The following is an 18,806-nucleotide window of genomic DNA, read 5'->3' on the forward strand; positions in this document are numbered from 1 at the left end:
GGCCACCACCGCCGAGGAACGTCACGGCGTTGGCCACCACCTCGGTGGTGTAGTTCTTCCGGTTCTCCTTGTCCGTCCACTCGCGCGTCTGCAGGCGGCCCTCGACGTAGCACTGCCGTCCCTTCTTCAGGTACTCGCCGCAGAGCTCCGCGAGCTTTCCCCAGACGACGATGCGGTGCCACTCGGTCCGCTCCTGCTTCTGGCCATTCTTGTCGACCCAGCTCTCGCTGGTGGCGATGCGGAAGTTCGCCACCGCCTGACCGCCGGGAGTGAACCGGACCTCCGGGTCCGCCCCGAGGTTGCCGATGAGGATGACCTTGTTCACGCCTCCAGCCATGACTGCATTCCTTTCTCACGAGAACCGGTCCACCGAGGACCGGTTACACCCCGGACGCACCCGCCGGGTTTGATTCCCACCTATAGCAGTGGGTACTGACACCCAGCCAGAAAGCCGCCTTCTTCCTGGGTGTCGTACGCCCGCCTGCCACCCGGCCAGGGAGGCATGCCCGGCCGGAGGGAACTCGCGAGAAACACAACGGATTCCGGCCTACCCCCCCGGGCGGTTGTCGGCGGAGGAGGATTCGGGCGCGTTGCCCGCGGGCGCCACCATCTGCACGGGGGTGAAGCCCTCCGGCGTCTTCGCCGGGGCCTTGGCCTCCGCCACCTTCTGCGACAGCGTGGAGTCCAGTCCCTTGGCGAAGGACGCCAGCCGTGGATCCGAAGCGCCCAGCGTGCGGCGCAGCGACTTCCAGAAGGGGTGGTCCGCCTGCCCCGCCTGCACCAGCCCCCGCGCCAGCAACGTGGTGCACGCGTCCCGGTCACCGGCGCTGGCGGCCCGAAGCGCCACCACCAGCTCCTCCGGCGCGGTGCGGGCCACCTCGCTCAGGGCCTCGGCCATCTCCGATTGGGCCTGGGCGTCCGTACCCGCCGCGCCCGCCAACTCCAGCACCCGGGCCAGCGCCTCGGCGTTTCCGCCCGCCGCCAGCTCCACCATGCTGCTGACGCCCGGCACCTCCACGGACAGCACCCGCGCCACGTCCTTCAGCCGGCCGTAGACCTCGGCGGTGGCCGAATAGCTGTCCAGCAGCGTGCGCGCGCCCAGGTAGTCGTGCGGGTTGGACTGGTAGAGGCTCTCCGCCAGCACCGCGCGCACGGCCGGGTCTCTCTCGCTGCGCCACGCGGTGCGCAGGAAGCCGATGTTGCGCTGGTCGCGCTGCGCGCCCAGCTCCAGGTACGTCTTGATGCGAGCGGCCACGTCGTCCACGGCGCCCGAGGGCCGCCCGCTGTCCGCCAGCGCGGCCACCGCCGTGGACGGCCCCAGGCTGGAGCCGGTGGCGGCCACCGCCGCGCCCAGCGCGTCCAGGCCCGCGACGATGGGACCGGCGCGGCCCGCGAAGTCGTTGGCCATGATGGAGAAGGTGAAGCGCTCTCCGCCCGCGCTCGTCACGTAGCCGCTCAGCGCGGACACGCTCTCCAGGGTGCCCGTCTTGGCGCGCAGCCGGCCCACCGCGTCACTGCCCTCGAAGCGGTACTTGAGCGTGCCGTCCTTGCCCGCGATGGGCACCGACGACAGGTACTCCGGCGAGAAGGGGAAGCGCTGCACCATGTGCCGCAGCAGTTGGTTGAGCTGCGTGGCGGAGAAGCGGTTGGCGTCGTTCAGCCCGCTGCCGTTCTTCATCACGTAGGTGCCGCGGGGGATGCCCACGTCGCGCTCCAGGAACTGCTCCACCACGTCCACGCCCTTGGTGAAGGAGCCCGGCGAGCCGCGCAGCTCGGCGCCCATCGTCTTGAGGAGCTGCTCGGCGACGAAGTTGCTGGACAGCTTGTTGAGGCGCTTGAGGAGCACGTCGAACGTGTCCGACTGCGACACGTGCAGCATGCGGGCCTTGGTGGACGTCTTGCCCAGCTTCACCTTGCCCTTCATCTTCACGCCGCGCGTCACCAGCATCTGCTTGAGCGACTGGCCGAAGTACATGGGCGGGTTGTCGATCTTCTTCCAGACGCTGACGGCGCCGCCGCGCTCCCCCGGGAGCTGGCCGCGCACGACAATCTTCTGCTGGAGGCCCGAGGGGTCCGACGTGACGGACACCCGGCGCGCGCGCCGCGGCCCGGTGGTGAGCTGGTTCTCCACCACGAAGTAGTCGCTGGGCGGATCCATCTCCACCACGCCCTTGGCGCCCGGCGCGTTGCCGGGCCGCAGGTAGATGGCCACCGCGTTCCAGTTGAGGCTCACCGCGCCGGTGGGCGCCATGTAGGCGCGGTCCGTGTCCTCCTGGTCATAGCCGGGCGGCGTGCGCTCGGCGTCGAACCACGAGTCGTCCACCACGATTTCGCCCACGTCACGCACGCCGGCGTGCCACAGCTCCGCGACGATGCCCCACAGGCGCTCCGTCGTCATGGACGGGTCGCCCTTGCCGCGCACGTAGAGCGTCTTCACCTTGCCGTCCGCGCCCAGCTCCGGCTCCACCAGGAACTCGGTGTCGTAGCGGAACTCGGGCCCCAGCGACGCGAGCGCGGCGGCGGACGTCACCAGCTTCACGTTGGAGGCGGGGTTGAGCAGTTCGTCGGCGTTGTGGCTGAACACCACGGCGCCGTCGTCCAGGCTCTGCATGAGCACGCCCATGCGACTGGCCTTCAGTGGCGCGCGCTGGAGGACCTGCAGCAGCGCGGACTTGAGGGCCTCGCGGTCCGCACGCTTCTCCGCTGGAGCGGGCGCGGCGTGCGCTGCGTGAGAAAGCGACAGGAAAATAATGGCCGACACGGCCAAGATGGAGCTGGCTCGATGGACCTGCACACTCTCTCCGGGGAAGTCAGGTGCCATTATGCGGAACGGGGCAAAAGACGGGCAAGGGTGAGTGGCTGCGTGAGTCCACGTCTGGGCGCTCGCTCTTCCAGCAGGCGGAAACCTGACATTCCAACTGTAACGGCGTGACTGACGCGAGCCCCCGGTCAGACACGCTTGTCCACGAGGTGACTTCGATGAGAGCGGTGGTGCAGCGCGTGCTGGAGGCGTCGGTGACGGTGGAGGGCCAGCGCGTGAGCGACATCGGCCCGGGCCTGCTGGTGCTGCTGGGCGTGGGCAAGGGCGACACGGAGGCGGACGTGGCGTGGATGGTGGAGAAGCTGGCCACGCTGCGCATCTTCGAGGACGCCGCCGGGAAGATGAACCTGTCGCTGGAGGAGACGTCCCGGCAGCTCATCGTCGTCAGCCAGTTCACGCTCTACGGCGACGCGCGCAAGGGGCGCAGGCCCAGCTTCATCGACGCGATGGAGCCCGTGAGCGCCAAGGCCCTCTATGAGCGCACCTGTGAGCTGCTGCGCCAGCGCGGCCTGAGCGTGGGCACCGGCATCTTCGCCGCGGACATGAAGGTGGCGCTCGTCAACGACGGCCCCGTCACGCTGCTGCTGGAGAGCCCCGGGCCGGCCGCGCCCAAAGGCTAGATTCGGACGCCGGAGCCCTTCGTCACCAGCGCCGCCAGCCCCTGCTTCGCCAGCGCCGCGCCGCGAAGGTGCGCGGTGAGGGCACCCAGCTCGCGAATCCAGTTGGCCGCGCGGGGCCCCAAGCCGGAAAAGGCCACCGTGAGCGGCGGCGGCTGCGGCTGCTTGCCCAGCCAGTACGCCAGCACCTCCTCCTTCTCCGGCAGCGACGGCAGCTTCATCCGCGCCTGCTCGCGGGTCAGGAGCCGCTCCAGCTTGCGCGGCAGGTTCACCTGCCAGTGCGCCACCTTCTTCGCCGGGCGCCAGGCCCAGTCCGCGAAGGCGTAGCGTGTGACGGGGGAGTATTCGCCCCGGCCCTGGGTGGTGAACACCTGGTCCGGCGGGAACTCCGGGAAGGGCTCCCACAAGCCAGCGAGCAGCGAGGCCAGGCCCACGTCCTCACGCGGCCGGAAACGGAAGCGATCCCTGACGTCGCGCGAGCCCCGCGCGTCCCAGTAGGGATAGTCCGCCTCCTCCACCATCAGCGCCAGGTGCAGGGCCTCGTCCCAGCCGTCCGCGTAGCCCGCCTCCGCCTCACCGACCTCCCAGCCCGCGGGGCCTTCGGTCCAGTGCAGGAAGACGAGCCGGTCCACCAGGTCCGCCCAGGGGTCCGCGTCCACGGAGCCCACGCCGCCGGGCAGCGCCGTGGCGAGCATCCGCTCGCAGAGCATGCGCGCCTGACCGTCCCCCAGTTGCTCCTGCAGGGACTCCAGCGCGCCGGGGGCATCCCCCATGGCCCGCTGGAAGAAAGGCAGCAGGTGTTCGTGGAAGAAGCGGTCGCTGATGGGTCTCAGGACGACGTCCATGGTGCGGATGTTCCCCCCGGAACGCACGCCCACTCAAGGCCGTGCGTCTTCCTGGACGATGAGGGCGTGGATGTCCGCGGCCGTGGGCGCCTCGAGGATGGCGGCCCGGAAACGCGGGTTCTTGAAGAGACGGGAGATGCGGGCCAGGGCCTTGAGGTGGACCCCCGCGCTGTTCTCTGGCGCCACCAGGGCGAAGAACAGGTGGGTGGGCTTGCCGTCAATGGCCTCGAAGTCCACGCCCGCGTGCGACACGCCGAAGGCGGCCTGGAGTTGCCCCATGCCCGGCAGCTTGCCGTGCGGGATGGCCACACCCTCGCCGATGCCCGTGCTGCCAAGCTTCTCGCGCTCGCGCAGCACCTCCACCAGCCGGTCCGCGGTCAGCAGCGGATGGGCGCGCACCAGCGTGGCACTCAGTTCTCGCAGGACTTCAGGCTTCGTCCGCGACTGCATGTCGGCGATGACGGCTTGGGGGCTGAGGAACTCGGCGATTCTCACTGACGCTCCCGCGCTGGCGCTCCTGGTTGGCGGCAATTACTCCCCACCCCTCTTTAGCGCAAGGGTGGCCTGTCTGGATGCGCGCTCTCCGCACTCACTGCGCATCATGACGCGGAAGGGAAACCCGTCCCACGGGACGTAGGGACTTCCCATGAAGCGTCTGTTCCTGTCGACTGTCATCGACATCGCGTCGAGGGCGACCGGCGCATGCTCGCCGGGGTGGCCCCCACCCGCGTCCAGGCCCCCATTCGGGAGCAGCCTGGTGGACCGCCCCCCTCGGCGGGACGTGGGCGCGGGGCCCCATGGGAACCCGCACCGACGCCCTCCAGCACGCGGAGGCATTCGATTGGTGGACCGCCCAACGCGTCGACCGCCACAGCGTGACGCGGCGGACTTCCCGCCGTCACACGCCGTCACCCTGCTTCACCGGGTGACGGCGCGCGGAAGTCAGCGGTCAGCGACGGCTCAGGTCCCCGTGGCGGCGATCGCCGGGGCGTGCGGCTCGATGAGGCCGTACTGGCCATCCTTGCGCCGGTAGACAATGCACAGCGACTCCGACTCCACGTTGTGGAAGACGTAGAAGTCGTTGTTCATCAGGTTCATCTGCATCACCGCATCATCCACGGTGAGTGGCTTGACGGTGAGGTGGGTGGCACGCACCTCGCGCGCAGCCTGCGACGGGGCCGCGGGCTGCGCGGGCACGACGGCGGGTTTCGGCGCATCTTCACTCGCGGAGGCCTCGGCCAGCGACGTCAGCGCGTCCACGTCCGGGAGCTCGAACACGGCGTGGCGGACCCGGAGCTGCTCCACCAAATCATGCCGGTGGTGGACGCGCTCACGGCCATGGTGCGACTTCAGCTTGTCACGGTAGCGCCGCAGCTGGCGCTCGATTTTGTCCATCGCCAGGTCGATGGACGCGTACATGTCATCGCTCTTGTCGCGGCCCCGCAGGACCCACGCGCCGGAGTGGATGGTGATGTCCGCATGGTGGAGGTGGCGTTCCAACGACAGGACCACATGGGCCTCGCCGGCTCGGTCCAGCAACCGGTTCACCCTTTCGACCTTCTCGCGTGCGTACTCCTTGAGGGAATCGGACGCTCCGAACTGACGGAAGGTGATGTTGAACTGCATGCGTGGCTGCCTCCTAGGGTGAGAGGTGAGCTCCGTGACGGATCTGAAACTTTCCCAGCCCTGGAAAGCAACCCGCCCCACCAGGTTGCCTGTTCCCGGACACACCGCCCGTCCGAGGCAGGACATCCCGCCTGCACCTCGCGTCACTGGCAATGGCCCCCTGTTTGGAACCATGCCAGGACGCGCCCGCTGACATCACGCGCCGCGTCAGCTCACGCGAGCAGCCGCCCGCCCGTCACGCCCAGCACCTCCGCGTTGACGTAGCGGGACTCATCCGAGGCGAGGAACACGTAGGACGGCGCCAGCTCCGCGGGCTGCGCGGGGCGGCCCATGGGCGAGTCCTTGCCGAACTTGGACGTCTTCTCCGCGTCAAACGACTGGGGGATGAGCGGCGTCTACACGGGGCCCGGCGCCACGGCGTTGACGCGGATGCCCCGTTCAATGAGCTCCCGCGCCAGGCCCTTGGTGAAGTTGACGATGGCGCTCTTGGTGACGGCGTAGTGGAGGATGGCGGGCGAGGGAGCGGGCCCCCTGGCCCCTCACTGCACGTTGACGACCCGCTCCTCGGAGTGGAACACCGTCGCCTCGCACGTGGCGACGCCCGTGCACTCCAGCACCTCGCCGGGCGCGGTCGCGCTCAGCGTGAGCAGGTGGGCGGCGACAGGCGTCGTCGGCAGCAGGGTGAAGCGGAGGACCGCCTCTTCCTGCTCCGTGGGGATGGTGGCCGTGGCGCTCCCTCCCTCGCGCAGCAGGGTGGCCGCGGCGCGGCTGGGGACCTCGCCCTCGGGCAGCCACCGGAACGAATACTCCTGGCCGCGCGTGAGCCGGTCCTCGGCGCCGGGGCCCTGGAAGGAGAAGAGGCGCTTGGCCTTTCCGTTCTTCATCACCAGGGTGATGGTGTGCGTCCCGTCCTGGAGGACGATGCGGGCGTCCTCCATGGGCTGCCGCACCCAGACGTTGGGGTCGAAGTCGTAGTAGGCCCGCGTGGGCACGCACACGTCGCGGCCCGCGGTGCCGTCCACCCCGCCCCGCTCCAGTGCCATGGGCTGGCCGTTGAAGGTGGCCGTGACGCCCTCGCGAAGCTCGGTGCACCGGTCCGATTCCGCCGCGGGCGAGAAGGTGACGGTGACGCGGTGGGCGCCCGGCTCATCCACGCCCTCGAAGATGTCCACGTCCGACTGGGACAGCATCAGCGTCCGGCCGGAGAGTCCCGCCAGGTCCACGGCTTCCGAAGTGAGGCTGCTGCCACAACCCGACAACAGGCCCACCGCGACGAAGGCCCCCGCCGGGATGTGAAGAAGGTTGCGACGAAGAATGGGATTCATGCGGCGCCGCACCCTATACCCGCGCACCGCCGTCCGCGAGCAGCCCTTCCAGACGAACCTTCACTTCCGGCCACTCCGTGTCGACGACGCTGTAGTACGCGCTGTCACGCACCACACCGCCGCGCACCAGTTTGTGGTGGCGCAGCACCCCCTCGAAGCGAGCGCCCAACCGCTCGATGGCCGCCCGCGAACGCGCGTTGTGCTTGTCCGTCTTGAACTGCACCCGCATGACGCCGAGCGACTCGAAGGCGTGCCGCAGCAGCAGGTACTTGCACTCCGTGTTGATGCGCGTGCGCCACACGCGGCGGCCCAGCCATGTGTAGCCAATCTCCAGCGTCCGGTGGTCGCGCTGGATTTCGAGGAAGCGCGTGGTGCCCACCGGCGCGCCCGTCCGCCGCTCGATGATGACGAAGGGGCGCTCGCTCCCTCGCTCGGCCGCCTGGCAGGCGTTGTCGATGAAGGCTGCGACGTCCGCTTCGGTCCGCAGCACGCTCGAGAACCAGGTGAAGATGTCGTCCTCGCACAGCGCGGCCAGGGCCGGCGCATGCTCCGGACGCAGCGGCTCCAGGCGGACGTCGTGCCCTTCGAGCGTGACGGGCGGAACGACGAGGGGGACGCAGTCACGCCGGTGCACGGCGGAATCGGGAGGGAGGGTGGCGCTCATGGGACGCCCACTCTGCCCCCCCGGGCGCGCCGACGACAAGCGGCGCGCCCGAACAGCCCTGACTCAGTAGTACCGCTTGCGCTTGCTGCTGGGGAGGATGCCCAGCACCTCGCGGTACTTGGCCACCGTGCGGCGGGCAATCTCGGTGCCCTGCGAGCGCAGCAGCTCGACGATTTTCTGGTCCGAGTACGGGTTGCGGGCGTCTTCCTGCGCCACCAACTGCTTGATGTGGTGCTTCACCGCCTCGCTCGCGGTGTCCTCACCGGAGACGCGGGCGATGGACGAGTTGAAGAAGTACTTCAGCTCGAAGATGCCCTGCGGTGTGTGCACGTACTTGCTGGTGGTGACGCGGCTCACCGTGGACTCGTGCATGCCGATGTCCTCGGCCACGTCCCGGAGGATGAGCGGCTTGAGGTAGGCAATGCCCTTGTCCAGGAAGTCCCGCTGGAACTTCACGATGCTCTCGGTGACTTTGTAGATGGTCCGCTGCCGCTGGTGGATGGAGCGGATGAGCCACATCGCGCTGCGCAGCTTGTCCTGGATGAAGTCCTTCGTCTGGCCCGGGCCCACCGCGCCCGTCTTCAGCGCGTTCCGGTAGGTGCCGGAGATGCGCAGCTTGGACAGGCCGTCATCGTTGAGCACCACCGTGTAGTCGTCCCCCATCTTGTAGACGAACACGTCGGGGGAGATGTACTGCGCGTCGTCCCCGCTGAAGTTGCGGCCCGGCTTCGGGTCCAGCTTCGGGAGCAGCCGCACCGCCCCCACCACCTCTTCCAAGGTGACCTTCAGGTCCTTGGCGATGGCGGGCAGGTTCTTGCTCTCCAGGTACTTCATGTGCCGCTTGATGATGAGGCCCAACAGCGGCGCGTGCGGCTCCCTGATGCCCTGGAGCTGGATGAGCAGGCACTCCTGCAAGTCACGGGCGCCGCAGCCGCGCGGATCCAACATCTGGATGCGCCGCAGCGTGCGCTCCGCGACGTGCATGGGCACGTCCGCCTCGTTGGCCAGGCGGATGAGCGGATCCCCGTCCACTTCCGGCAGCTTGAGGTAGCCGTCGTCATCCAGGTTGCCCAGGATGAGCATGGCGATGCGGCGCTCGGCGTCATTCAGGCGCAGCGTGCCCAGCTGCTCCTGGATGTGGTCGACCAGGTCCGCCTTCTTGACGAGGTTGGCCTCGAACGACGGCATGTCGTCCGTGGCCACGTTGCCCTTGTTGGAGGCCGTGGTGGGCTCATTGAACTGGTAGCTGTTGAGGTACTGCTCCCAGTCGATTTCCGGGGGGCCCTCCCCGTCCGCCTTGAACTCCGTGGCGGTGTCGCTGGTGGCCGCGGGCAGATCCACGTCCCGCGGCACCTCCATGTTGTCTGCTTCCAGGGAGGCTTCCCCGGGTTCCTTGTCTCCCACATCCCCCGGCGCTTGCTCGTCTGGTTGCTCCAGCAGCGGGTTCTGCTCCATCTCCTCGCGGACCTGCTCGAGCAGTTCCATGCGAGACAGTTGGAGGAGCTTGATGGCTTGCTGCAGCTGCGGCGTCATCACCAGCTGTTGGGCAAGCTTCAGGCTTTGTTTCAGTTCCATCGCCATGAGACGGGGTCTCCCGGGTTGATTCGGTCCCTCTGGACAGAGGACCACCATCAAAGACCGTGCCAACGTAACAAGGAGCCCTGACTTCGTCTAGCCCCGAAACGAGGGTCCCTTGCTTGCATGCTCAGAATTCCACAAGGAATCCAGGGGCTTAAGACCACTCAGTGTGTCACATGCGCGTTGACAGGTCGACGCAAAAGCGGGGCCAACCCATTCTAAGCACTCCTCTGACAGGTGGCCAGCCGTGCTCAGAGCGCTTGTTGGAGGCGGAACCGTTCCCCCAGGTAGACGGCGCGGGCCTTGGGGGACGCGGCGATCTCCGCCGGGGTGCCCTCTTCCAGGATTCGCCCCTGTGCGATGATGTACGCACGATCACAGATACCCAGGGTGTCCTGGACGTTGTGGTCGGTGATGAGGACGCCCAACCCGCGTTCGCGGAGGAGGAAGATCTGCCGCTGGAGGTCGCCCACGTTGATGGGGTCCACGCCGGCGAAGGGCTCGTCGAAGAGGATGAAGCGGGGCTGCGGGATGAGGCTGCGGGCAATCTCGGCACGCCGGCGCTCGCCGCCCGAAAGGTCTCCCCCCAGGGACTCCCCAACGTGCGTGAGGCCGAACTCGTCCAGGAGGGTGTCGGCGCGCTGCTCGCGGGCCTTGGCGTCCAGGTCCTTCTGGAGCTCCAGCACGGCCAGGAAGTTGTCGCGCACCGTGAGCTTGCGGAAGACGGAGGCTTCCTGGGGCAGGTAGCCCACGCCCCGGCGAGCGCGGCGATGCATGGGCAGGTGCGTGAGGTCCTCGTCGCCAATGCGCACGCGTCCCGCATCCGGAGACACCAATCCCACCACCATGTTGAAGCTGGTCGTCTTCCCCGCGCCGTTGGGCCCCAGCAGGCCCACCACTTCCCCGGCGGCCACGCTGAAGGACACGCCGGCCACCACCTTCTTGCGGCCGCGGAAACTCTTCTCCAGGCCCTCGGCGATCAGCCTCGCGCTCATCGAGCCGTGCCTCCCTGCGCGGAGGGGGCCGTCCCGGAGGACGGGGCCGGACGGGGCGCGGACTGCCGCCCCTTGCGCCTGGCCGGGGTGGGGTTGGAGGGCAGCGATTCGAAGACGATGACGGCGTTCTCCACCTCCAGCCGCTCGTTGCCCAGCGTCAGCCGGACCTTCGTCCCGCGCATGTGCGTGGTGCCCTGGCGGGCCTCGGGCGAGCCCGTCACCACCAGCACGCCGCTGGGCACGTCGTATTCAGCGCGCTCGCCCTTGGCCATGCGGTCGCCGTCCACGGCATGCACCCCGCCCGTGCACACCACACGCGTCACCTCGCGTTGAGGGGTGTAGTTGGCCGTCATCCGGTCACACTTCAGGTCGAGCGTGCGGTGCTTCACCTTCACGTTGCCGGTGAGGGTGGCCTGGGACTTCTGGAAGGTGACGTTGTCGCCGTTGATTTGAACGGGCTCCGTCAGCTCCTTGCCGCCCAGGGGGCCCGGGGCGCGGGTCCCCGTCCCAGCGGAGGGGGCAGAGCCCCCCACGGCGGCGGGAGGCGTGCCCTGCGCGGGGGTGGCGGCGACCGCGGGCGCGGGCTGCGCGACGAAGAAGGCCATCACGAGGAACTCAATCACTCTGGCGCTCCCAGCACGGACTCCACCGAGCCCGCGAAGTTGAACGTCTCGTCCGGGAAGAACAGCTCGAAGCGGTCCGCCCTCAGCCGATAGTCAGGTCCCTTCACCGTCACGCCCTCGTTTCCATGCGCCCGCTCCGTGGTGGCGTCGTACGTCAACCGGGGAGTGCGGGCCTCCATGCCCTTCCCGGTGCGGATGATGACACCGCCCGAGGCCACCACCTGCTTGGACGCGAGGCTCCCCTCCATATTCGGGGCGCTCACCTCCACGCCTCCCTCCGTCCCGGGGGGCGCGCCCTGGGAAGAGGAACCCGGCGGAATCCGGATGGTGGCGTCGGTGGCCCACACCTCGCCGGTGGTGCGCTGGTAGGACACCTGCCGGGCCGTGCCGGAGCGGATGAGCCGGTCGCCCTCGAAGGACTCCAGGCGCGCGCCGTGCAGCACCACCTCCGGGGGAGGCTGGCCGCCAGACGCACCCTCGCCGGAGCCCGGCTTGCAACCGGGGGCGAACACCAGGATGAGAAGGCTGGCAGCGAGCAGGCGAGACACAGGGCTTCCTTATCACCCGGCGGATGCGGGCGCCGCCTCCGGAAGTGGGACGTCCTCGCTCACCGGCGGACGCGTCTTCCAGCGCTGGTGCATCCACACCCACTGTTCCGGCGTCCGCCGGATGGCGGCTTCGATTCGGCTGGACAGGGCGGCCGTGAGGGCCAGGGCGGCCGCCTCGCGGTCCGTGTCCTGGGGCACCGGGACCTCTTCCATGGACAGGCGGTACCCCGCCCCTTCGCGGTGACAGAAGCCCGTCACCACCGCCGCGCCCGTGCGGATGGCCAGGTCAGCGGCGGCGCGTGGTGTGGCGGCCAGTTGCCCGAAGAAGGGCACGAAGAGGGACTGCACCTTCGTGTCCTGGTCGATGAGGATGCCGAGGATTTCGCCGTTGCGCAGGGCGCGCAGCATGGCCCGGGCAGCGCCTTCCTGGCCGCGCCAGATGCTCCGCACCCCGCCCCGGGCCCGGAACTGACCCACCAGCTCCGTCAGCCGGGGGTCGGTGGTCTCCTTCGCGATGCTCTGGCTGGGGTAGCCGGCGCGAGCCACGCGGCGGGCGAGCAGCTCCCAGTTCCCCACGTGCCCGGACACGAAGACGACGCCGCGCCCCCGGGCCAGGGCCGTCTCCAGCACCTGCCGGTCGGCGTCCGGCCAGGCGACCAGGCGCTCCAGGGCCTCGTCGAGGGCGCCCGTGCAGGCCACCTCCAGCGCGGCGGCGGCCAGGTGGCGGAAGGCGTCGCGGGCCAGCGCCTGCCGGTCCGCATCCGACTTTTCCGGGAAGGCCACGGAAAGGGACTTGAGGGCCTTGCGGCGTTCCCCTCCGGCCAGGGTGTAGGCCAGGGCGCCCAGACGCGCACCCAGGCTCCGGGCGACGCCCAGGGGAAGAGGTTGAAGGAGCAACAGGACGCCACGGATGAGCACGTAGCGGAGGAAACGCTTGAGGCGCTTTGCTAAGGGTGGACGCTCCACGAGGCGTTCAATATCCCATGCGCGAATACAACTTCGACGGGCTCGTTGGGCCCACCCACAATTACGGCGGCCTCTCGCCCGGCAACCTGGCATCGCAGAGCCATGTCGGTGAGCCCAGCCACCCCCGGGACGCGGCCCTCCAGGGGCTGGAAAAGATGCGCTTTGTGTCCGCCCTGGGGGTGGGACAGGCGGTCCTGCCGCCCCAGCCGCGCCCGTCCCTGCACGCGCTGAGGGCGCTGGGCTTCACGGGCTCGGACGAGGAGGTCATCACCCGGGCCGCGCGCGAGGCCGAACACCTGTTGCGCCTGACGTCCAGCGCGTCCTCCATGTGGACGGCCAACGCGGCCACGGTGGCGCCCAGCGCGGACACGGCGGATGGCCGGGTGCACCTGACACCGGCCAACCTGTCGCAGATGTACCACCGGGCCATCGAGGCGGAGACGACGCACTCGGTGCTGCGCGCCATCTTCTCCAATGAGAAGTACTTCGCGGTGCACGCGCCGCTGCCGGGCAGCGGGCACTTCGCGGACGAGGGCGCGGCCAACCACACGCGGCTCGCCACGCCCGGGCACGCGGGCGTCCATCTGCTCGCCTGGGGCCGCAGCGCGTGGCAGGACGTGCAGGGGCCCAGCCGCTTCCCCGCGCGGCAGACGCTGGAGGCCAGCCAGGCGCTGGCGCGGCTCCACCAGTTGGACGCGAAGTCGGTGCTCTTCCCGCAGCAACACCCCGAGGGCATCGACGCGGGGGCCTTCCACACGGACGTGCTGGCGGTGGGCAACGAGCGGTTCCTGATGCTGCATGAGCTGGCCTTCGTGGACCACGCGGGGCTCCTGGCGGTGCTGCGCGAGAAGCTGGGCCAGGACTTCCGCGCGGTGGTGGCCACGAAGGCGGAGCTGCCGGCGAAGGACGCGGTGAAGGCGTACCCGTTCAACTCGCAGGTGCTGACGCTGCCGGACGGCACCATGGCGATTGTGGCGCCGATAGAGAGCCGGGAGACGCCCGCGGCGCGGCAGTTCCTGGAGCGCGTGGTGGCCGAGGACACGCCGGTGAAGGCCGTGCACTACCTGGACGTGCGCCAGTCGATGAACAACGGCGGCGGACCGGCCTGCCTGCGCCAGCGGGTGTGGCTCACGGACGAGGAGCGCGGGGCCATCAAGGCAGACGTCTTCTACACGCCCGCGCTGCATGACTCGCTGGCCGGCTGGGTGCGGCGGCACTACCGCGAGGTGCTGCGGCCCAAGGACCTGCAGGACCCGCAGCTGGCGCGGGAGACGATGACGGCGCTGGATGAGCTGACCCGGATTCTCAACCTGGGCAGCGTCTACGACTTCCAACGCTGAGGCGTACAACGGCCGCTGAGCTTCCGGCTCAGCGCGCGTCCAGGGGCTGGAAGGTGACGCCCTCCAGCTTCAGCCGGTCTGCCGCGACCACCATGCGTTCGGTCGCGATGACGAGGGCGGGGTAATCCCTCAGCCGGAACAGGTCCACCTCGACGGGCAGCGTCTCCCGAGCGAGCCAGTATGTATCTGGCAGGCGCTCACTGGCCTCGCTTCCGCACTTCGCGCAGGTGGGCGCACGGGGATGCACGAAGCAGTCGGGATGCAGCCGGCCATGAAGCGCCAGTTGTAACTCACGGAGCACCGGAGGGTTCTTCCCTCGGAAGGTCACGTCGAGACGACACCCGGTGAGTCCCCGGACGCCTTCGCCCTGCAACACCTCCAGCGCTTCGTCGCGAATGACGAGCGTCCAGTCCTGCAATGCGAGGTGCCCGAATGCCCCTGTCGCCACGCCTGACAGGGGGCCGAGCCGGGTTCCGGGCTCCAGGACCGCGCCTTCGGGCGCCAGGGGCCTGACGCGCTCGCGCAGCCGCGCGAAGACCTCGAAGGGAACGGGCCAGGGGTCGGAGAACGGCTTCAGCTCAGCCTTCGAGAAGCTCGACAGGTCGACACACGGATACTGCAAGCCCGCCCAGCCGCCGCCCACCCCACACTCCGTGCAGGGCTCCACGCCTGGGAGGCCCCACTTGTGCGCGGCGCGACTCAGGTTGCCCGTGAAGCGCGACGTCGTGCTCGCTTCGACTCGGTAGAACCTCACGCCCTCGCACTCCTTCTCCTGAGAACCGCCGTCATAAGGCTTCTATCCGAGGCCCACGCATTCCGGGGGCAATGGGCATGTTGTAGGGCACGACCGGGCCGGACAGCTCGAAACGAAAGGCGAGTTCGACCGCGTGCCGCATGATGACGTCCCGCGATGGGGGCCGGGGATTGGCCACCACGAACTGCCGCCATGCGTTGTTCCACGCCCCTCCCGGCCCCATGCCCTTCCCGCTGTGAATCTTCCGGTGGACGTGCTCGGGGACGACCAGGGTGAATTGGTGGATGTCGATGCCCGCCGCCCGAAACCACGCCGCGAGCCGGGGTTCCTGCGGAAAGAGGTGATGTTTGATGAGCTTGCCGTGCGGCCGGGGGATCGCGGGGATGAAGACGGGAGAGCGCCGCGCCAGCGGAGCCGTCGCGAGAGGCCGTGCGTCCGCTCGAACCCCTGTACGGCGCTGCCACCAGTTTCGGTAGGTGCCCGTCCCACGGAAAGCGGGGCTGCCCGTCGCCTTCTCGACCGTCCCTGCCATCGGCGCATGCGCTACGACGTCGTCCGCCACGTCCTCGCACCGGTTGCCACTTCGCGGCTTCCCACTCACGCATCACGGGGGAGGACGCCGTACTGCACGCGAGCGCGCCCAGAAGAAGGCAGCAGAGCGTCAGGAGCCGTAGCGACCCGTTCATGGCGGCACAGCCTATCCGAGCGCCCGGCCGCCCTACGCACGGGCGGACGGGCGCTCCGTGGCCGGCTGCAAGCCCGAGTGTGGCAGGCGCCCGTAGTCGGACGCGCTGGCGGTCATCACCTTCTTTCTAGAGGAGGTGAGATTCCCCATGATTCCCGAAGCGATACAGCACTATCTGCGCCGCAACGGGGTGCGTTTCGAGCGGTACTGGCACCCGCGTGCCGTCAGCGCTCAAGAAGTGGCCGAGTCGCTGCACGTCTCCGGCTGGCGCGTGGCCAAGTCCGTCATCGTGATGGCGGACCGGCAGCCATGGATTGTCGTCGTCCCCGCGGCGGGCACCGTCGATTTGGACCAGGTCCGAGACATGCTGGGTGCCCGGCACGTCCGGCTCGCGACCGAGCCGGAATTCTCCGGCCACTTTCCCGACTGCGAGGTGGGCGCGGAACCTCCCTTTGGTGAGCTCTACGGCCTGCCTGTCGCCGTGGATGAATCCCTCAGCCTGGCGGAACGGCTGCTCTTCCGCGCGGGCTCCCACGAGGAGTCGCTCGAGCTGCGCTTCCAGGACTTCGCCATCTTGGAGTGGCCCCTGGTGGCCTCCTTCATCGAGGAGGAGCAGCAACTCCAAGCCATCCACAACACCGGCGCGCCCAGCCGCCCCCGTGAGGAGGCACACGCCCACGTCTGAACCGGAGCGAGGCCCGGGCGACTAATGCGCGTCCCGAGCCTCGCCATCCACATCCGGGCCACGCAGCAGGTACTCCAGCTCCGCCTCGCGCGGGTCCTCCGACAACGTCTTGCGCCGCGAATCCACGCGCTCGCGCTCCGCGCCTTCCAGCCGCGCCACCCAGGCCCGCGCCTCGGCCCGCGCGCCCGCGGGGAGATGCCGCATGCCCTCGTGGACCGAACGCGCCGCCGCGTCATAGCGACGCAGCGCCTCCTGGGTCCGCGCCACCGCGAAGAACGCATCCGCGCCAGGCACGAGCCGGGCCGCCGTCTGCCGCCGCTCCAGCGCGTGGGAGAGCAGCCCCTCGCGCTCCAGGCACGCCGCTTCCATGGCCAGCAACCGCGCGCGCTGGGCGTAGTCCGTGATGAAGGGCGCCAGCGCCTGGAGCGTGTCCTTCGCCCGCCGAGTCAACCCCGCATCCAGTTGCTGCGCCGCCAACTGGAAGGACAGCGCCACGTTGCCCGGGAAGCGCGCCAACATTTGCTCCAACACACGCAGGGCCTCCTCCCGCTTCCCCTGCGCCCGCAACACTTCCGCGCGCAACAGGTGCGTGTCCAGCGCGTCCGGCGCCAGGCGCTCCACCTGCGCCCGCGCGGCCTCCGCCGTCTCCAGGTCCCCTCGCAGGATTCGCAACCGGGCCTCGCGCGCCCACAGCGCCGCGGCTTCCGGCTGACCCGCGAAGTGCTCCCGCGCCCAGCCCGAGTAGTCCAGCGCCAGCGCCAACCGCCCCGGCGTGTTGGCCAGCGCGTCCAGCAACCGCACCGCGGTCGCCGGCGACCGCGGCGTCAGCACCGTGAGCGAGGCCAGGGTCTCCGCCTGCGGCAGGGCCTCGCCCAGCAGCACGGTGGCATCCCCAGCCTCGTGCGCCAGCCGGTACTCCAGGAAGCCCTGGGCGCTCCGGCCCAACGCCAGCAACGCCCGCGCCGCCACCCGGTGGGAGCTGGCATCCAGCGGTGCCAGGTACAGCGCCCGGTTGACCAGGGCCAGCGCCTCCCCTGCCCCCTCACGCCCTCGCGCCGCGTGCGCCGACGCCACCAGCCGGTACAACAGGTAGTCCGAGGGGTGCCGGTCCACCAGCGCCAGTCCCCGCGCGTGGACCTCCCGCGCGGATGCCCCCGACGTGACGAGCCGCGCCAGCTCCGCCTCCGCGTCGCCCAGGCGATGACGGCCGGGCACCAGCGCCACCAGCGCCACCGCCGTGAGCGCCAACCCCGTCCCCAGCACCGCGCCCGAGGGCCGCGCGCACCACGCCTTCTCCTCGACGGCCCGCTCCCGGGGACGCGCCACCGCGCCCAGCGCCACCAACGCCGCCACCGCGCACGCGGGCAATTCCAAGCTGAAATCGAAGAGGTCGTGCAGCGCCAGCGCCGCCACGCCCGCGAGCGCCGCCAGGTCCACCGTCTCCAACCCCTCACGGCGCAGCAGCCGCAAGAAGCCCCAGACGGCCACCGCCAGCAACACCAGCCCCAGCGCGCCCAGCTCCGCCGCGACCTGCAACACCGCGTTCTCCGGGTGCGTGAAGGTGTTGGGATTGGGCTCCGACTGGTAGCGCGGAAACGCCGCCTCGAAGGCGCCGCGCCCCATGCCCAGCACGGGAAACGCCCGCGCGGCGTCCGCCAGCATCGGCCATAGTGCCACCTTGGACTGGCGCAGCTTCTCCACGCTGTCCGCGGTGCGCGCCTCCGCCCACAGGCCGTCCGCCGCCGTGTACGCACCCACCATCAGCACGCCCAGCAGCCCCAGCAGCGCCGCGGCGCTCCGGGCCCATACCGGGGGCGCCCCTTCACCGGACGCGCGGCGATTGCGAAGCAGGAACAGCGCCAGCAGCGCCTGTCCGAAGGCGAAGAAGGCAATGCCCCCGCGCGACAGCGACAGCACCACGCCCAGCCCCGACACGCCCGCCGCCAGCGCGTATGGCAACGCCCGCGACTGATGTCCGCGCGTCAGCGCCAGCCCCACGCCCAGCGTGGACGCCAGCGCGAGGAAGCCGGCCAGGTGGTTCGGGTTGCCAAAGGGCGTCACCAGCGTGGGCCGCGCGTGCATCCAGTGCATCAGCCCGAAGAGGGACTTCACGCCCAGCAACGCATGGCCCAGCCCCACCACCGTGAGGCCCGCGCCAGTGAAGACCACCGCCGCCAGCAACCGCTCCCGGCTGCCCCGCGAGCGACTCACCTGCACCGTCGCGAGGAAGGCCAGCAGGTAGGCCAGGTGCTTCGCCAGCTCGCGCCAGGTGGCGGACGGGTCCAGCGACACCGGCCGCGCCCGCTCCAGCCCCAGCGGCACCAGCGCGAACTCCCGCAGCGCGGCCGCCTCCGGACTCAGCAGGCGCAGGACACCGTCCGGCAGAGGCACCAGTTGCACCGCGCACAGGCCCGCCCCCAGGGCCAGGGGCACTGCCAGCAGCGGAACGCGCAGCGACTGGCCCTGCCGCTTCGCCCCTATCGCCGCCAGCACCGCCGCGGCGCCGGACAACAGCACCAGCGGCCCCAGCAGCCACCCCGCGGCGCCGCCCAACGCCAGCGGACACACCACGACGAGCGCCGCCAGCGCCGCCTCGGCGAACAGGGTGAATCGAGAGGCACTGCGGGAAGCGCGAGGCATGCGGGGATTGGCTGGGTGAGTATCACAGCACCCGCGCCCCTCGCCCGCCACCCCGCCACCAGGACGAGCCGCCAGAAGACCGGACGTGCGCGAA

At 69.9% G+C, this 18,806-nt stretch carries 18 protein-coding genes and 1 pseudogene; 3 read left to right on the forward strand and 16 right to left on the reverse strand.

Annotated features, from left to right (window positions below; translation table 11 throughout):
• Both FMQ63_RS01920 and dacB read right to left on the reverse strand, forming a co-directional pair.
• Nucleotides 1–337, reverse strand: a 337-nt coding sequence (locus FMQ63_RS01920; RefSeq protein WP_141276534.1) for a single-stranded DNA-binding protein, incomplete at its 3' end; no start/stop codon positions are given.
• A 210-nt stretch (nucleotides 338–547) separates the two neighbouring features.
• The gene (gene dacB, locus FMQ63_RS01925; protein ID WP_011551190.1) at nucleotides 548–2,794 is read right to left on the reverse strand and encodes a D-alanyl-D-alanine carboxypeptidase/D-alanyl-D-alanine-endopeptidase; all 2,247 of its coding nucleotides are present in this window, start codon (nucleotides 2,792–2,794) and stop codon (nucleotides 548–550) included.
• A gap of 185 nt (nucleotides 2,795–2,979) precedes the next feature.
• On the opposite strand from dacB, the gene dtd reads away from it, so the two are divergent.
• A complete protein-coding gene (gene dtd, locus FMQ63_RS01930; RefSeq protein WP_011551188.1) occupies nucleotides 2,980–3,441 on the forward strand; it encodes a D-aminoacyl-tRNA deacylase in 462 nt (153 codons plus the stop codon).
• On the opposite strand, the gene FMQ63_RS01935 is transcribed toward dtd, so the two are convergent.
• The 11 genes and pseudogenes from FMQ63_RS01935 to FMQ63_RS01985 all read right to left on the reverse strand — a co-directional run bounded on the left by FMQ63_RS01935 (nucleotide 3,438) and on the right by FMQ63_RS01985 (nucleotide 12,608).
• On the reverse strand, nucleotides 3,438–4,283 hold the full coding sequence (locus tag FMQ63_RS01935; RefSeq protein ID WP_026113883.1) for a hypothetical protein: 846 nt from the start codon (nucleotides 4,281–4,283) through the stop codon (nucleotides 3,438–3,440). The genes dtd and FMQ63_RS01935 overlap by 4 nt on opposite strands.
• A gap of 33 nt (nucleotides 4,284–4,316) precedes the next feature.
• Nucleotides 4,317–4,778: a PTS sugar transporter subunit IIA gene (locus FMQ63_RS01940; RefSeq protein WP_011551186.1), complete on the reverse strand. Its 462-nt coding sequence runs from the start codon at nucleotides 4,776–4,778 to the stop codon at nucleotides 4,317–4,319.
• A 465-nt stretch (nucleotides 4,779–5,243) separates the two neighbouring features.
• Nucleotides 5,244–5,909, reverse strand: coding sequence for a ribosome-associated translation inhibitor RaiA (raiA, locus tag FMQ63_RS01945; RefSeq protein ID WP_011551185.1), 666 nt, complete (start codon nucleotides 5,907–5,909; stop codon nucleotides 5,244–5,246).
• 212 nt (nucleotides 5,910–6,121) lie between these two features.
• A pseudogene (locus FMQ63_RS38630) lies at nucleotides 6,122–6,430 on the reverse strand (SDR family oxidoreductase); the annotation flags it as partial.
• A gap of 18 nt (nucleotides 6,431–6,448) precedes the next feature.
• Nucleotides 6,449–7,234: a hypothetical protein gene (locus FMQ63_RS01955; RefSeq protein WP_216608532.1), complete on the reverse strand. Its 786-nt coding sequence runs from the start codon at nucleotides 7,232–7,234 to the stop codon at nucleotides 6,449–6,451.
• A 13-nt stretch (nucleotides 7,235–7,247) separates the two neighbouring features.
• Entirely contained in the window at nucleotides 7,248–7,898 is a 651-nt protein-coding gene (locus tag FMQ63_RS01960; protein ID WP_011551183.1) for a GNAT family N-acetyltransferase, read from the reverse strand.
• Between the two features lie 63 nt (nucleotides 7,899–7,961).
• Nucleotides 7,962–9,479: an RNA polymerase factor sigma-54 gene (rpoN, locus tag FMQ63_RS01965; RefSeq protein ID WP_011551182.1), complete on the reverse strand. Its 1,518-nt coding sequence runs from the start codon at nucleotides 9,477–9,479 to the stop codon at nucleotides 7,962–7,964.
• Nucleotides 9,480–9,727: 248 nt separating this feature from the next.
• Nucleotides 9,728–10,471: an LPS export ABC transporter ATP-binding protein gene (gene lptB, locus FMQ63_RS01970; RefSeq protein ID WP_011551181.1), complete on the reverse strand. Its 744-nt coding sequence runs from the start codon at nucleotides 10,469–10,471 to the stop codon at nucleotides 9,728–9,730.
• Nucleotides 10,468–11,094 (reverse strand): LptA/OstA family protein, encoded by a 627-nt coding sequence (locus FMQ63_RS01975; RefSeq protein ID WP_011551180.1) that lies wholly within the window; start codon nucleotides 11,092–11,094, stop codon nucleotides 10,468–10,470. Before FMQ63_RS01975 ends, lptB begins: the two co-directional genes overlap by 4 nt.
• The gene (locus FMQ63_RS01980; RefSeq protein WP_011551179.1) at nucleotides 11,091–11,642 is read right to left on the reverse strand and encodes a hypothetical protein; all 552 of its coding nucleotides are present in this window, start codon (nucleotides 11,640–11,642) and stop codon (nucleotides 11,091–11,093) included. Before FMQ63_RS01980 ends, FMQ63_RS01975 begins: the two co-directional genes overlap by 4 nt.
• A gap of 12 nt (nucleotides 11,643–11,654) precedes the next feature.
• Nucleotides 11,655–12,608, reverse strand: coding sequence for a lysophospholipid acyltransferase family protein (locus FMQ63_RS01985; protein WP_011551178.1), 954 nt, complete (start codon nucleotides 12,606–12,608; stop codon nucleotides 11,655–11,657).
• 17 nt (nucleotides 12,609–12,625) lie between these two features.
• On the opposite strand from FMQ63_RS01985, the gene astB reads away from it, so the two are divergent.
• Nucleotides 12,626–13,948 (forward strand): N-succinylarginine dihydrolase, encoded by a 1,323-nt coding sequence (gene astB, locus FMQ63_RS01990; protein ID WP_011551177.1) that lies wholly within the window; start codon nucleotides 12,626–12,628, stop codon nucleotides 13,946–13,948.
• Between the two features lie 28 nt (nucleotides 13,949–13,976).
• Here astB and FMQ63_RS01995 read toward each other — a convergent pair whose 3' ends face one another.
• Both FMQ63_RS01995 and FMQ63_RS02000 read right to left on the reverse strand, forming a co-directional pair.
• Nucleotides 13,977–14,702: a double-CXXCG motif protein gene (locus FMQ63_RS01995; protein WP_011551176.1), complete on the reverse strand. Its 726-nt coding sequence runs from the start codon at nucleotides 14,700–14,702 to the stop codon at nucleotides 13,977–13,979.
• A gap of 31 nt (nucleotides 14,703–14,733) precedes the next feature.
• Nucleotides 14,734–15,303 carry a TIGR02269 family lipoprotein gene (locus FMQ63_RS02000; RefSeq protein WP_011551175.1) on the reverse strand — a complete coding sequence of 190 codons (570 nt, stop codon included), beginning with the start codon at nucleotides 15,301–15,303 and terminating at the stop codon, nucleotides 14,734–14,736.
• A 232-nt stretch (nucleotides 15,304–15,535) separates the two neighbouring features.
• Here FMQ63_RS02000 and FMQ63_RS02005 point away from each other — a divergent pair, with 232 nt between their 5' ends.
• Nucleotides 15,536–16,072 carry an aminoacyl-tRNA deacylase gene (locus FMQ63_RS02005; RefSeq protein WP_171452209.1) on the forward strand — a complete coding sequence of 179 codons (537 nt, stop codon included), beginning with the start codon at nucleotides 15,536–15,538 and terminating at the stop codon, nucleotides 16,070–16,072.
• Between the two features lie 21 nt (nucleotides 16,073–16,093).
• On the opposite strand, the gene FMQ63_RS02010 is transcribed toward FMQ63_RS02005, so the two are convergent.
• On the reverse strand, nucleotides 16,094–18,712 hold the full coding sequence (locus FMQ63_RS02010; protein ID WP_171452208.1) for an O-antigen ligase family protein: 2,619 nt from the start codon (nucleotides 18,710–18,712) through the stop codon (nucleotides 16,094–16,096).
• Between the last annotated feature and the right edge of the window lie 94 nt (nucleotides 18,713–18,806).

It is taken from the genome of Myxococcus sp. CA005 (genome assembly GCF_006518205.1).
In the GTDB taxonomy this organism is placed as follows: Bacteria; Myxococcota; Myxococcia; order Myxococcales; family Myxococcaceae; genus Myxococcus; species Myxococcus xanthus.

What these genes read in the sequence shown, in the direction of transcription:
- dtd (WP_011551188.1), top strand. Translation starts at nt 2,980, where the DNA reads ATGAGAGCGGTGGTGCAGCGCGTGCTGGAGGCGTCGGTGACGGTGGAG.
- lptB (WP_011551181.1), bottom strand. Translation starts at nt 10,471, where the DNA reads ATGAGCGCGAGGCTGATCGCCGAGGGCCTGGAGAAGAGTTTCCGCGGC.
- raiA (WP_011551185.1), bottom strand. Translation starts at nt 5,909, where the DNA reads ATGCAGTTCAACATCACCTTCCGTCAGTTCGGAGCGTCCGATTCCCTC.
- rpoN (WP_011551182.1), bottom strand. Translation starts at nt 9,479, where the DNA reads ATGGCGATGGAACTGAAACAAAGCCTGAAGCTTGCCCAACAGCTGGTG.
- FMQ63_RS01955 (WP_216608532.1), bottom strand. Translation starts at nt 7,234, where the DNA reads ATGAATCCCATTCTTCGTCGCAACCTTCTTCACATCCCGGCGGGGGCC.
- FMQ63_RS02005 (WP_171452209.1), top strand. Translation starts at nt 15,536, where the DNA reads ATGATTCCCGAAGCGATACAGCACTATCTGCGCCGCAACGGGGTGCGT.
- FMQ63_RS02010 (WP_171452208.1), bottom strand. Translation starts at nt 18,712, where the DNA reads ATGCCTCGCGCTTCCCGCAGTGCCTCTCGATTCACCCTGTTCGCCGAG.
- FMQ63_RS01960 (WP_011551183.1), bottom strand. Translation starts at nt 7,898, where the DNA reads ATGAGCGCCACCCTCCCTCCCGATTCCGCCGTGCACCGGCGTGACTGC.
- astB (WP_011551177.1), top strand. Translation starts at nt 12,626, where the DNA reads ATGCGCGAATACAACTTCGACGGGCTCGTTGGGCCCACCCACAATTAC.
- FMQ63_RS01935 (WP_026113883.1), bottom strand. Translation starts at nt 4,283, where the DNA reads ATGGACGTCGTCCTGAGACCCATCAGCGACCGCTTCTTCCACGAACAC.